This window comes from uncultured Mucilaginibacter sp. (genome assembly GCF_937859865.1).
Lineage (GTDB): Bacteria > Bacteroidota > Bacteroidia > Sphingobacteriales > Sphingobacteriaceae > Mucilaginibacter_A.
In genome coordinates this window covers 25,093-40,160 of sequence record NZ_CALMAT010000115.1, presented here as the reverse complement: position 1 = coordinate 40,160, position 15,068 = coordinate 25,093, and the positions used below count along the sequence as shown (strand labels likewise).

Annotated in this window: 8 protein-coding genes; 6 read left to right on the top strand and 2 right to left on the bottom strand. The window is 41.3% G+C overall.

Annotation, left to right across the window (positions count from 1 at the left end):
- Window positions 1–461, top strand: a 461-nt coding sequence (locus tag Q0192_RS11955) for a PQQ-dependent sugar dehydrogenase (RefSeq protein ID WP_299289712.1), incomplete at its 5' end; no start/stop codon positions are given.
- Between the two features lie 156 nt (window positions 462–617).
- Here the strand turns inward: Q0192_RS11955 and Q0192_RS11950 are convergent.
- Entirely contained in the window at window positions 618–1,769 is a 1,152-nt protein-coding gene (locus tag Q0192_RS11950; RefSeq protein ID WP_299289711.1) for a glycoside hydrolase family 130 protein, read from the bottom strand.
- Between the two features lie 248 nt (window positions 1,770–2,017).
- Entirely contained in the window at window positions 2,018–3,013 is a 996-nt protein-coding gene (locus tag Q0192_RS11945) for a LacI family DNA-binding transcriptional regulator (RefSeq protein WP_299289710.1), read from the bottom strand.
- 245 nt (window positions 3,014–3,258) lie between these two features.
- On the opposite strand from Q0192_RS11945, the gene Q0192_RS11940 reads away from it, so the two are divergent.
- From Q0192_RS11940 to Q0192_RS11920, 5 genes are all read left to right on the top strand, one after another.
- A complete protein-coding gene (locus Q0192_RS11940) occupies window positions 3,259–3,510 on the top strand; it encodes a hypothetical protein (RefSeq protein WP_299289709.1) in 252 nt (83 codons plus the stop codon).
- A gap of 19 nt (window positions 3,511–3,529) precedes the next feature.
- On the top strand, window positions 3,530–6,517 hold the full coding sequence (locus Q0192_RS11935; RefSeq protein WP_299289708.1) for a SusC/RagA family TonB-linked outer membrane protein: 2,988 nt from the start codon (window positions 3,530–3,532) through the stop codon (window positions 6,515–6,517).
- A gap of 10 nt (window positions 6,518–6,527) precedes the next feature.
- A complete protein-coding gene (locus tag Q0192_RS11930; RefSeq protein WP_299289707.1) occupies window positions 6,528–8,075 on the top strand; it encodes a RagB/SusD family nutrient uptake outer membrane protein in 1,548 nt (515 codons plus the stop codon).
- A 207-nt stretch (window positions 8,076–8,282) separates the two neighbouring features.
- Window positions 8,283–11,591 (top strand): VCBS repeat-containing protein, encoded by a 3,309-nt coding sequence (locus tag Q0192_RS11925; RefSeq protein ID WP_299289706.1) that lies wholly within the window; start codon window positions 8,283–8,285, stop codon window positions 11,589–11,591.
- Between the two features lie 164 nt (window positions 11,592–11,755).
- Window positions 11,756–15,052 carry a VCBS repeat-containing protein gene (locus Q0192_RS11920; protein WP_299289705.1) on the top strand — a complete coding sequence of 1,099 codons (3,297 nt, stop codon included), beginning with the start codon at window positions 11,756–11,758 and terminating at the stop codon, window positions 15,050–15,052.
- The last annotated feature ends 16 nt before the right edge of the window (window positions 15,053–15,068 follow it).

Genomic DNA, 15,068 nt, shown 5'->3' with positions numbered 1-15,068 from the left:
ACCCAGAAGGCATGGTGATGAACACCGAAACCGGCGAATTGTGGGAAGACGAATTTGGCCCGCGCGGCGGCGATGAAATCAATATTATCCGTGCCGGAAAAAATTATGGCTGGCCGTTAGTTACTTATGGCATCGAATACAGCGGCGATAAAGTGGGCGAGGGCATCCAGCAAAAAGTCGGCATAGAACAACCAATTTATTATTGGGACCCCAGCATTTCGCCATCCGGAAGTACGTTTTACAACAGCGATGCGATTGCCGAATGGAAAGGCAACTTGTTTTTGGGCGCATTGGGCGGCTCGCATATTGCACGATTGGTTATAAAAGACAACAAAGTGGTGGGCGAAGAAAGGCTGCTGGCTGATAAAAACGAACGCTTCCGGGCTTTGGCCGAAGGAAAAGACGGCGCGCTTTATGCCGTAACTGATGGCGGAAAATTATACCGGATCGGGAAGAAATAACAGGGATAAAAACAGTATCAGAAATTGATGATGCTGTTTTTATCGGGTAAAAATCAGTGAAGGGCTTTTACCTTTGATAAGCGTCAATATAAGTTTATTTTATTGTGGTAATTTAAATTAAGCTTTGATGCTTGCTTCTATAATTATTTTTACTGCTTAATTTACAGGGTCGGGCGGGGCTGGATGAGTCGGGTCATACACGGCAACGGCAACACGCGAATCGGCGCAGCCATAATATAAAAACCACTTTTTTTGAAAGAAGGTCATACCTTCGATAAACACAGTGCCGTTTACATATTGACCGCTTTTTTCGAATGCTTCCATCGGCCTTAAAAATGGCACGTCTAAGCGGGCCAGTGGTTTTGCTGGGTCGTTTTTGTCAAACAAGGCCTGCCCGGCACAGTAGGAATTTGCATTAAAACGCTTGTCGCCATCACTACCGGCCTTGTTTTTGCCGTTGTAAAATAGGATAATCCCTTTGTCCGTCAACAGAGCGGGCGGCCCGCATTCGGTAAGTTCGCTATCAAAATAGCCTTTTCTGGGCGAGATCAGTTCTTTAAGCGTCCCATCCTGGTTTGTTACCGGCTCCCAATCTACCAGGTTGGCAGAAGTTGCCGCATAAACATGCAGTTCGCCCCAATACATCCAGTACTTTCCGTTGATTTTTGTGATAACCTGTTTATCCCCAACCAATTTGGTCAATACCGAAGCTGATTTATGCGGGATGTTCAAAAACTTTCCCTGATACGCATCCTCAAATATCGGCCCGTGTTTTGTCCAGTTTTTCAAATCTTTTGATGTTGCCACGCCAAGCCTTGGGGTTTCCCGGTTCCATTGCGTATAAAACACCACGTACGTGCCGCTTTCTGTAACGGCAACCCGCGGGTCTTCGCAGCCGCCGGGCCATTCGTACTTTTTTTGGGCATCATTGGCAGGGTAAAAAACCGGTGTTTTACTTCGTTTAAAATGAAAACCATCCGAACTTTCCGCATAACCCAGCCTGGAAGTGCGGAAGCCGATGCCAACGCCGGATTTGTCTTCCGACCGGTACAAAACCACAATTTTACCATTGATAATGGCAACAGCCGGGTTAAAAGTGTCATTGGATTCCCAAGCAACGGCTTTATTCAAGATCGGGTCCGTAAATTTGGCACTGGAGTCAGGGGAGATTATCGGGTTTATGCCAGCCGGCCTTTTAAAACCGCCAAAAGCCCAATCGGGCAATTTGTTCTGTTGCGCGCACGCGGTGCTGGCCATCCATAATAAACCAATTAAAATTTGGACAGGCTTCGTAAAACTTTTCATCATTTCCATTTTATTTTCTGTACTTCAAAAATAAAGGTCTTGTTTAAATATTGCCCATGCTTCTTTTACCACCTAAAAATCATTGTTTTTTGTGGTTTTTGTACCTGTATAAGCCAATACCAAATTTATGGGTATAAAAGAAGCATTGGTATTTTTTTGGATAAAGTTAAACCGGCTCAAACCATTACAGCTTTCAATTTAATAACCCATTGGTTCCGGCCCAACAATTTCGGCAATACCAATAATTGTTTTTACAAAGATCCGCCTTCAATCAACTTAGAGTCTATGCTTAATTCTTGTGCCACAGTGCTGCCTGCTATACAAGCCAGCATCCTGCTAAAAGCCAACTTCCCTAATTTATGGCCGCTGGTTTCTGTGTAACTGATCTCTGGGTAATATATTTTAGGCAAATAGCCGTCGCTTATCGTGATGATGCCTACATCCTTTGGAAACCTCAACGCTAATTTCTGCACGGCTTTCATTGCCCCGGCCAAAATCTCATCGCTCATGCAAAAAACAGCATCCGGTTTGCTTTGCCCGGCAAAAGCTTGGAGCACAATTTGAAAAGCTTCTTCGGTATTACCGGCATGAAAAGTAAAAATTTCTGTACCAGTTTTATGTTTTTTGAAAGTATCGGTATAGCTTTTTAACCGCTTTTTGGTGATAGAAAGGTTTTTATTTCCAAATATAGATAAAACAGCTAATTTTTTCTTCAAAATCAACGCTTCTGCCGCCATGCTTGCTGCCAAACCATCTGCCACACAAACTTTGTTGCAGGCTTCAAAAGCGGGCACTTTGTCAAAAAAAATAACGGGGATCTGTTGGTTTTCTAATTTTAAAAAACTTTGAATATCTTCTGTTTTTGAAGTAATGGCCGCAAACACACCGCTCACCCGGTTTTGTTTGCATTTTTTCAGGTTTTCCTGTTCCAAAACCGGGTCATCCCCGGATTGCAGGATAATAACAGAATAGCCAAACCGTCGGGCTTCTTCCTCTACCGAGCTGATGAAAGAATGATAGAAGTAGCTGGAAATAGCAGGAATGACAATGCCAAACTCTTTGCTGTTATTGGTACGCAAATGGATGGCATAAGCATTTGGTTCATATTCTAAAACGGTAGCCAGCTCTTTGACTTTCGTGCGTGTTTCTGCGGATATGTCGGGATGGTTTTTTAAGGCCCTGGAAATAGTGGACACGCTTAAATTAAGCATAACTGCCAACTTTTTTAAAGTTACTTCAGGTTTCATAGGTTAACGGGCCTGTAAAGGTAGAAGTTTTAAACAACAAACGTTTGCGAAAACACATGCAGAAGAAATACGACAAAGCTATTGTAAAATTATTGTTGCTTTTTCTATCTTCGAGGCACCAATTATTAAGTTGATTTAATAGCTTTTTAAACAACAATACGAATACCCTTTAGGCTTTTTATAGCCGTAAGTTTTGTTTTTATAAAAATTTATACCATAACCTTTTACCATAAACAAATTATAACATGGGCATTTTTAATGGGTTTATCGTCATCCCTGTACTGCTGCAAAACCTAACCCTGCCTTTTTATGCCGGGTTACGGCCGAGTAAAGGTTCTGTTCACGCTGTTCCGTCAGCAGGCATTTTGCTTGCGTTGGCTGCTATATCTGTAATCAAACTTATTAAAATGAAAAAAAACGCTTACCTAACCCTATCACCGCAACGAAATTACAGGTATAAAAACAGTATGCTTCTTTTACCCTGTAATAATTATTAAACCAATTAAACCCAACTTTATGAAATTAAAACGACTACTCCAACTTGGTTTTTTTGCCCTGATCTGCTTTGTTATACAGCCGGCAATGGCACAAAACAAGGTAATTACTGGTAGAGTAACCGACAGCAAAGACAAATCAGCCTTAATTGGCGTATCCATTATTGTAAAAGGTTCTACCACGGGTACCAACACCGATGCAAGCGGCAGTTTCAGGATCACGGTCCCGGCTTCGGCCACTACTTTGGTAGTTTCGTACATCGGTTATACCTCCAAGGAGGTTTCAATTCCGGCATCAAACAACGTCAATGTTACCTTAACGTCAACAACTAATGCCTTAAATGAGGTGGTAGTTGTCGGTTACGGTACGCAGCGCGTAAAAGATGCAACAGGTTCTGTGGCTTCGTTAGGCCCTAAGGATTTTAACAAAGGTATTATATCCACACCCGACCAATTGATACAAGGCCGGATAGCAGGTGTTCAGGTAACTCCGTCAAGCGGAGAGCCAGGTGGCAGTGCCTCTATCAACATCCGTGGTACTGGTTCAATCAGGGCTGGTAATGATCCTTTGTATGTAATAGATGGAGTTCCTATCACTAACGACACCTATTCGGGATCGGGCGCTACAACAGGCTCTCTTGGTTCATCATCGGCAAGAAGCCCGCTTTCATTTTTAAACCCTGCCGATATTGAAAATATATCTGTTTTAAAAGATGCCTCTGCTTCTGCTATTTATGGGTCTCGTGGTGCAAATGGTGTTGTATTGATAACTACCCGTAAAGGCCGGGCAGGGCAGGGAATACAATTTTCAGCTAATACCACTGTCGCCACTACCGCAAGCAGATATAAGTTATTAAATGCTTCACAATTTGTACAAGCAGTTAACGGCATTGGTGCCGATGCGTCAGCGATCAATAAAGGGGCAAACGTGGATTACCAGAAAGAAATTTTTCGTACTGCACTGTCTCAAAGCTATACTTTAGGTTTTGGCGGTGCAAATAAACAAGGTTTTACTTACAGGGCTTCTTTTGGGTACGACGATCAGAATGGTATTGTTAAAAAATCAGCTTTAAAACGTTTAACCGGCCGTATAAACGCATCCCAGTCTTTATTTAAAGACGTATTAAAATTTGATTTGAACTTTTTAGCATCAAACGTAAAAGATACATACGCGCCAATTACAGACAATGCAGGGGCGCAGGGAAGTTTGATAGGGGCGGCATTAACGCTTAACCCAACCTATCCGGTAAAAAACCCTGACGGAACTTATTTTTTTGACGGCAGTAACCGTAACCCGGTTGCTATGTTAAACCAAATAGATGACAGAGATAATATCAACAGGTATTTGGGAAATTTTGGTGCTACCTTAAAATTATTTAAAAATTTAAGCTACAGAGGGACTTTTGGAAATGATTATTCAACATCTTTAAGAAAAACATTTTACGATCCAAATTTAGCAGGTTATACAGAATCAGACAACGTAAGAGGGCAATCAATTGCTGCAATTACCGGTAGCGGCCGTGGCCAGTTACAGTATGTTACCTTAAGTTCACAAATTACAGAACACACTTTAAATTATGATAAAAGATGGGCAGACAATAGTGCTTTAACAGTTTTAGGAGGTTATTCTTACCAGGTGTTTAAAAACTTTGGGCGTAATGATGTCAGGTCGAATACATCTACTCCAAATGTGTTGGTAAAAGATATTAACAACTTTACCACCAGAGTTCCTATCTATGGTGATTCAACAAAATACGAGCTTCAGTCATTTTACGGCCGGGCTAATTATTCCTACAAAGACCGCTATTTGGTTACTGCAACAGTACGGACAGATGGCTCGTCTAAATTTGGTGCAAACCACAAATATGCTACTTTTCCTGCTTTAGCGGTAAAATGGAAAATAATGAATGAAAGTTTTGCCCCAAAAACTTTATTTGATGAACTAAGCTTGCGTTTAAATTATGGTAAAACAGGCAACCAGGAGTTTCCGGCTTATCAATCCCTTGCCGTAAACCAATATAATTTCGGTAACAATAGTACAACTTTATTGTACTCGCCAAATCCGGATTTGAAATGGGAAACTTCAACCCAATACGGTGCAGGTATTGATTTTGCAATCTTAAAAGGCAGGTTAACAGGTAGTATTGATTATTTTAACAAAAACGGAAAAGACCTTTTATTCTTTCAGTATTTCTCAGCTCCTGCGCCTTCTCCCGGACAATGGATCAATTTGCCAGGCAACAATATAAACAAAGGGCTTGAATTAGGTTTAAATTTTGCTGCTGTACAGGGCAATAAGTTTACCTGGGATATTGCCTATAACATGACCATCTTAAAAAACACAGTAAAAAACTTTGCCCAACGTGTAGTTAATACGGGTGCAATAAACGGACAGGGCTTATCAGGTGCGTTTTCGCAGGTAATACAAAATGGTTACCCGTTGTTTACATTTAAAGTAGCCCAATACAATGGTTTGGATGCGAAAGGGTTTGCAATTTATCCTAATGGTATTGATGCGGCTACTTTGCAAGGAAGCGCTTTGCCTAAGTTTACCGCAGGTTTAACCAACAACTTTAGTTACGGTAAATGGAGTTTAAGTTTTTTCCTAAATGCTGCAACTGGTTTCTACGTATATAACAATACAGCCAATGCTTATTTTTACAGAGGTAACTTAGTAACCGGCCATAATGTAACAACCGACGTGGCTTTTACTAATGAAAATGCGTTAAACTCAGGACAAGTATCAACACGCTGGCTTGAAAAGGGGGATTTTTTACGTCTTTCAAATGCTACGTTGGGTTATACATTTAATTTAAACAACAGTAAAACTTTCAAAACTTTAAGGTTAAACCTAACTGGCCAAAATTTACTCTTGATTACCAACTATTCTGGTCTTGACCCTGAAATTAATACTAATAAGCAAATTAACAATGTACCTTCAAGAGGAATAGATTACACTTCTTACCCTAAAGCACGTACAATTACATTTGGTTTAAACGCAGGTTTTTAAATACATGAACATGAAAAATTTAACATTGAAAATAGGAATGGTCGCTATGGCAGGACTTGTATTTACTGCCATAAGTTGTACCAAGTTGAACGAAGAACTTTATGGGTCAAAATCAGTTTCCACTGGTGGCGCAGGCTCTGCTTCTGATTTGAACGGTGTATATGCCCAGTTAAACGGGCAAACAAACCAGGCAAATACCTATGCTTTGCAAGAGCACCCAACCGATGAAATGATGGGGCCAACCAGAGGCACAGATTGGGGTGATTTTGGGGTGTGGCGTAAACTGCATACACACACGTGGGATGCCTTTCACCAACAGGTGAGCGATACTTGGGATGAATTGAACACTGGTGTTTACCGCGCAACACAAGTAATCAATACCTCAGGTGTTTCTACTCAAAATAAAGCGGAAGCCAGTTTTTTGAGGGCTTATTTTATGTTCCAAGTTGTTGATTTATATGGTAAGGCTCCCTTTAGGGATCCGGCAGCATCTTCGGATGCAAACCCGATTGTTTACAATCGCAGCGATGCCACAGATTTTATAATCAAAGATTTAGAATATGCAGACACTAATTTAGGTACTACTGCTGTTGCGGGGCATGCAAGCAAAGCTGCAGCAGATGCATTGTTGGCCAAAGTTTATTTAAACAAAGCTGTTTACAAAGCTTCTACCGTTGGCGGGCCTTTTACTTTTGTTGCAGACGACATGAACAAAGTTATTACTTATGCAAATAAAGTAATAGCTGCCGGCTATCAATTAGCAGGCCCGGGCAAATACTTTGATAATTTCTCCTGGAACAATTCAACCCTTAGCCAGGAAATTATATTAGGTTTAGTTAATACATCCACAAATGCCCCTGCCAATGCACACAATCGGTGGCGGATGGTTATGCACTACAACCAAAGCCCAAGCGGTTGGAACGGTTTTACCACGCTTGCTGATTTTTACAAAACATTTGAACCTAAAGATGAGCGTATAGGCGGATCATATCCGGGTTTAACTAACCTAAACGGTTTAACAACCGGGTTTTTACTGGGGCAGCAATATGGGCCCGGCCATGTTGCCTTAACGCAAAGAAACGGTTCTCCGTTAATTTTTACACCCAATGTTGATTTAAATTATTCTACAGAAGCCCAAGGCATCAGGGTGATCAAATACTTTCCACAACCAAAAGCTGATGGTTCTGTAAATGATGATTATGCAACCAATACGTATGTTATTTTGCGGTATTCAGATGTATTGTTAATGAAAGCTGAAGCTATTATGCGGGGAGGAACTGATCCTAACGGACAAACCGCACTTGCAATAGTTAACAACATTAGAACAACACGCGGGGCAAGTGAATTAACCGCACTTGATGCCAAAGCTTTACTGGCTGAAAGAGGCCGCGAATTGTATTGGGAAGGCTGGAGAAGGAATGACCAGATTAGGTTTGGAACATTTAATGATCCCGTTGACCAGCGGCCTTCGGTATCTGATAAATCACGTACTGTTTACCCAATTCCACAACGTGCAGTTGATTCTAACCCAAACCTTACACAAAACGCAGGCTATTAACAGGCCTCATTTAAAAATCAAAGTTAACTACATGCTTCTTTTATGCCGGTAAAAACAGTAAGTGTATTTGTATGACTTAAATTATAGTGCTAAAAGAAGTATTGTTGATACAGGATTTGTAACAGGGCGGTTTAGCATTTAGTCATTAATTTTTATTTCTAAATATTTTAAACGTAGCGGCTAAAATCGCTACGTTTATTGTTATATATGATGTTGAAAAAGATTTTGATTTATGTTTTTGCCGTTTTATGGTTTGCTTTCTCCGCTTGTCGTTCCGGTAAAAAGAACACTTTATTTACCTTGCAGGATAACGGCGAAACAGGTATTGATTTTGTAAACACCGTTACTGAAACCAACCAAACCAACGTGTTTACCTTCCGTAACTTTTACAACGGCGGCGGTGTGGCCATTGGCGACGTAAACAATGACGGGCTAAACGATGTATTTTTAACTTCCAACCAAAACGGCAACCAGCTTTACCTAAACCAGGGCAACTGGAAATACAAAAAAGTAACCGACCAGGCAGGTGTTAAAGGCACCAAATACTGGAGCACCGGCGCAACCATGGTGGATATCAATGGTGATGGCTGGCTGGATATTTACGTTTGCCACAGCGGCAATAAGCCGGGGGACTTGCGCGGCAACGAACTCTTCATCAACCAGCACAACAGCACTTTTAAAGAGGAAGCCGAAAAGTACGGTTTGGTTGACGGCGGCTTATCTACCCAAGCCATTTTTTTTGATCTGGACAATGACGGCGACTTGGATTGCTTCGTTTTAAACAATTCTTTCCGGCCAATCGGTTCTTTTGATTTTAGCTCTAATTTGAGAAGCGTGGTTGATAAACAGGGCGGCGCACGTTTGTACCGAAATGATAACGGCCACTTCACCAACATCACCAAAGAAGCCGGCATTTACTCCAGCGATATTGGCTTTGGCCTAGGTGTTTCGGTGGTTGATATTAACCAGGACGGCTACCCGGATATTTATGTTTCCAATGATTTTTTTGAACGCGATTATTTATACATCAACCAAAAAAACGGAACTTTTAAAGAAGATATCCAAGCAGAAACCGGCCATTTAAGTTTGGCTTCGATGGGTTCTGATATTGCAGACATCAACAACGACGGCCAGTACGATATTTTTACCACCGAAATGTTGCCCGAAGGCGATCTGCGGTTGAAAAAGATGACTTCTTTTGAATCATACGATGTAACCAAGCTAAAACAACACGATGGCTATTATAACCAGTTTATGCAAAACTGTTTGCAGTTAAACAACGGCGACAATACTTTTTCTGAAATTGCTTTTGCCAGCGGTGTTGCCGCTACGGATTGGAGTTGGGGCGCTTTAAGTTTTGATATGAACAACGACGGCTGGAAAGATATTTTTGTTTCCAACGGGATTTATAAGGATTTGACCGACCAGGATTACATCGAGTTTTTGGGCAACCGCGAAAACATGGACAAAGTGAGCGAGAAAAAGAAGTTTAACTTTCGTGATTTTACGGATAAAATGAAATCAACGCCAATTCCAAACTACGGCTTTTTGAATAACCATAACCTCACTTTTACAAACAAAGCTACAGATTTTGGCCTGGATCAGCCTTCGTTTAGCAACGGTGCTGCTTATGCCGACCTGGATAACGACGGCGATAACGATTTGGTGGTGAACAACGTAAACATGCCGCCCTTCATTTATAAAAACAATACCGATAAAAACAGCAACCACTACTTGCAGGTAAAGCTGCGGCAGGAAGGCTTAAACCGTTTTGGCATCGGCACAACCATCAAAACATTCAACAAAAACACTTCCCAAATTTATTATAACCAGTCAACGCGAGGTTTCCAAAGTTGTACCTCGCCCAATTTATTAACCATTGGTTTGGGCAGAAATACGATGGTTGACTCGGTACAAATTATTTGGCCGGGCGGCAAATACCAAACCGTTAAAAATTTGAAAGCCAACAAATGCTACACGTTTTACGGCAAAAATGCCACTGCCCAGTACAATTTTAAAAAAACACCGGTAAAAACAGTATTGAAAGAGACCACCAAAATCTTGTTCGACAGCATCCCAAAACATACCGAAGATGACTTTATTGATTTTGATAACGAGAAGCTGATGCAGCAGCGGCTTTCGATGGAAAACCCATTTATGGCTGTTGGCGACATCAACAAAGATGGTTTGCAGGATTTTTATTTTGGCAGTTCTAAAGGCACGGCAGCCTCCATTTATATGCAGCAAAAAAGCGGGAAGTTTAAAAAGTACATTCCAAAGGATTTTGAAAAGCAATCGTACTTAGAAACAGCAGGTGCAGCCTTCGGCGATTTTGACGGAGACGGCGACGAGGATTTAATCATTGGCATTGGCGGAAATGAGGACGAAGCAGGCACGCCCATTTACTTTCCCCGTTTTTTTGAGAACGATGGCAAAGGCAATTTCCACCGAAATGTAGAAAAAACCCTTCATGCTGCTGTAAATGCTTCCGTGGTTATCGCCTGCGATTATGATAAAGATGGCGATTTGGATTTGTTTGTTGGCGGCAGAAGCGTTCCCGGCACTTATGGTTCGTCGCCCAATTCTTATGTTTTCCAAAACGATGGCACAGGTCATTTTAAAGATGTTTCTAAAGAAGTTTTAGGCGGAAATACCAAGTTGGGAATGGTTACAGCAGCAAAATGGGTGGATATTGATAAAAACGGTTACCCGGATTTGATCATCGCCGGCAACTGGATGGGCATCAAAAAACTGATGAACAACCACGGGAAATTTACCGAAGACAAGCAACTTGAAAATTACAAAGGCTTATGGTGCAGTTTGGAAGTTGCCGATGTGGATGGCGACGGCAATTTGGATATTATTGCCGGTAACCTCGGTTTAAACTCCAAATTTCGTGCTTCTGCTACCGAGCCGATGAAGATTTACATCAAAGATTTTGACGGAAACGGAACGCGCGAATGTGTTACTTCGATGTACAAAACCGACCACATAGAATACACACTGAATATGCGCCAGGATTTGGTTGGGCAAATGCCTTTGTTTAAAAAGCGTTTTTTACGGTACGAAAATTATGCCGGCAAACCATTTAAAGAGGTTTTTACAGAGGATATGCTAAACCAGGCCGAAACACATGAAGTGAACAATCTCGCTTCGGCAATTTTTGTTAATGATGGCAAAGGACATTTTAACTGCAAGCCTTTTCCTTTTCGCGCACAATTATCCTGCATCAACACCATTTTATGTGATGACATCAGCAATAACGGCACAAAAACCATGATGATGGGCGGTAACTTTTACGGTTTCAAACCCGAGATTGGCCGTTTGGATGCCAGTTACGGGCTTTTTTACCAATACAATAAAAACGGTTTTACTTATGCAGAACCGGCAAAAAGCGGTTTAAAATTAAACGGACAAGTGCGTTCATCTTTAATCATCAAAAACAATAAAGGTGGCAAATATTATCTTTTTGGGATCAACGACGAGCCTTCGAAAGCATTTCAACTCAATAATTAGGATGCTTCTTTTAGCACATAAAAATTGGCAAATGGCTATTAGCTATCAGCCGTCAGCTATCCGCTATGAACTATCAACAATTTGCCATGATCGATTTTTAGGCATAAAAGAAGCATCAGTACCGTAAATAAAACTTGAACAAACCGTAAAATTAATAGCAATACATGCAACGATATTTATTGATCTTGGGTTTACTGTTACTGGTTTGCTGCTCCTGCAACAAGCAAAAAGCCGGCGAAACGGTATTTAAGCTGTTGCCGCCTTCCCAAACCCACATCAATTTTGTTAATAAAAACACGGCTACCGATTCGGTTAACATCTTGGATTACCTGTATTTCTACAACGGTGCCGGTGTTGCTTCGGCCGATTTTAACAACGATGGTTTGGCCGATCTGTATTTTGTATCAAACCAGAAATCCAACAAACTGTACTTGAACAAAGGCAATTTAAAATTTGAAGACATCACTACAAAAGCAGGCGTAGCCGGAACCGGAAACTGGAAAACCGGCGTAACCATAGTTGATATCAACAACGACGGCTATAAAGATATTTACGTTTCAGTTGTTGCCAATTACAAAGGTTTTAAGGGGAAAAACCAGTTGTACATCAACAACCATGACCTCACTTTTACCGAAAGCGCGGCCAAGTACGGGCTTGATTTTGCCGGTTTTTCTACCCAGGCTTCATTTACCGATTATGATAAAGACGGTGATTTGGATATGTTCCTACTCACGTCATCCGTCCATAGTAACGATACGTATGGCGATTCTACCCAGCGTTTTAAATACAGCCATGATGCCGGCGATCATTTATTTAGGAACGATAAAGGGCATTTTACCGATGTAACCAAGTCTTCTGGTATTTATGCCGCGCCAATTGGCTACGGTTTAGGCGTGAGTGTGGGCGATTTGAACAACGACGGCTGGGACGATATTTATGTGAGCAACGATTTTTTTGAGCAGGATTATTATTACGTAAACCAACACAACGGTACTTTTAAAGAGCAGTTAAAAAGCGCCTTCGGCCATACCAGTTTGTTTTCGATGGGCAATAGTTTGAACGATGTGAATAAAGATGGCCAGTTGGATGTGCTGACGACCGATATGCTGCCCGAAAACATCAAAGACCTGAAATCAACCATCAACGATGAGCCGCTGGATATTTACAACCAGGAAGTAAACAGTGGTTTTTATTATCAGTACTCTAAAAACTGCCTACAAATAAATGTGGCCAACGGCAAAAAGTTTATGGACATGGGCTTATACGCTGGTGTTTCGGCAACGGATTGGACTTGGTCGCCGTTGGTGCAGGATTTTGATATGGACGGGCGCAAAGATTTGTTTTTCTCGAACGGCATCAAAAAACGCCTCAACGATATGGATTACCTCAAGTATCTGGGCGAGCCGGGCTTTACCAGAGACTTTTTGGCAAACCGGCGTTTTGACCGGGATAAGATTGACAAGATGCCGGGCGGTGCCGTCCATAATGTTTTTTATCACGGCGAAGCTAACTTAAAATTCGCTGATATTTCTGGCACAAATGATATGAACGAGCCAACTATTTCTGCCGGTTCTGTTGCGGTTGATTTGGATAATGACGGCGATTTGGAAATTGTTACCAATAATATGGACAGTCCCGCTTCTTTGTATCAAAACACAACAATAGAAAACCATGCGCAAAACAAGCCTGCTTTTCTCAGCTTCAATCTAAAATTTAAGACAAACAATGTGGATGCAATTGGTGCGAAACTGTTTCTAAAATCAGGAAACACGGTTGACCATCAAGAAAAACAAACCAGCAACGCTTTTGAAAGCGGACAAAGCCCGGACTTGCTGTTCACCTTTCCCGGCCGAGAAAAACCGTCGGAGTTGTTGGTTATTTGGCCGGATAATTCTTATCAAACCATTCACCAATTTAAATTCAACCAAAAAACGACGTTGGTTTATGATGCCAAGCAGGTAAAAACGATGGATAATTTAGGAGCTTTGCTTCAGCAATTTTTAAAACCAGCCGAAAAATTTACCGATAAACAAAGCACGGCAACGTTGCTGGCCGATGTAAAAACCTTTGATACGCCCGATTTTAACTACTACTATTTGTTGCCGCATTCGTATTTGCCGCACACGCCGGCCATTGCAGTTGCCGATATTAACCACGATGGTTCTGATGCCATTTACGTTGGCGGAATAGCAGGAGAGGAAAAGTATTTGCTGGTAAACGATGCAAAAGGAGGATTTAAAAAAGTTGCTGTTCCTGCTTTTAACCAGTTACCGGAAGCTGCCGATACCGATGCACAATGGCTTGATGTAAACCAGGACGGCCTGTTGGATTTGATTGTTGCCACCGCTAACCATCCGTTTTTGGAAAATGATAAAACGATGCCGCCACGATTGTACATCAACAAAGGCAATAATAAATTTATGTATCAGCCACTGCCAAAATTGCCGGGGTACTTCACCAAAATGTTTTTGTACGATTTTAACAATGATGGTTTAAAAGATGTATTCCTCACCAAAAGTATTTCCTTTCGGGATTATACTGCACCTGCACATCAAGTGATCTTGCTGAATACCGGAAAGGGAAATTTTGAAATTGCGGCAAAAACGAAGTACCAGCAAATTACGAGCATTCCGTATATCACAGATGTTGTTTCGGCAGATATTGACCGCAACGGAAAACTGGATTTGGTGATTACAGCAGAATGGCAGCCGATCCAAATATTTTTGAACGATGGCAAACAGCTTTCAAAATTCAAGCTGCCGGTTTTAAACAATTTAAAAGGCTGGTGGCAAACGGCTGTTGCTGCTGATGTGGACAAAGATGGAAAATTGGATTTGATAGCCGGAAACTGGGGTTTAAACAATAAATACAACGTTACCGCCGAAACACCGCTTTTTGCCTACAACAACGATGTTGACCGCGAAGGCAAGAATGATTTGATCCTGTCTTACAATTTTCAAGGCAAATATTATCCTTTCCGGCCAAAAAACGATTTGGAGCAGGAATTGCCGTACATCAAGAAAGAATGGTTGAGTTTCCAGAAAATGGCGGATAAAACAACTGATGAAATTTTTAAAGACCGGCTGGATGAAACACACAAACTAACCGCCAACATCTTCAGCAGTATTTTTATCAGCGATATTTTACATGCAAAAACTTACCGGGAATTGCCTTATCCTTATCAGCAGGCACCCATTCGTTCAATGGTTTCGATGCCAAATAGTGGGTTGTTGATCAACGGAAATTTTTGGGGCGTAATTCCTTTTGAAGGAAAATACGATGCTTTGGGCTTGGCTGGTTTAAGTTATGATGCCAGGCAAAAACAATTTTTGGCACCAAATTATTGGGTCAGCCCAGCCTTTAACTTTGAGGAAGTAACATATTTGTATCCCATCAAAACAAAAAATACAAGTTTTATGCTGCTCATGACTTACGAAGGGAACCTGTTGTTGGTGCATTAGCCAATGCTTCTTTTAT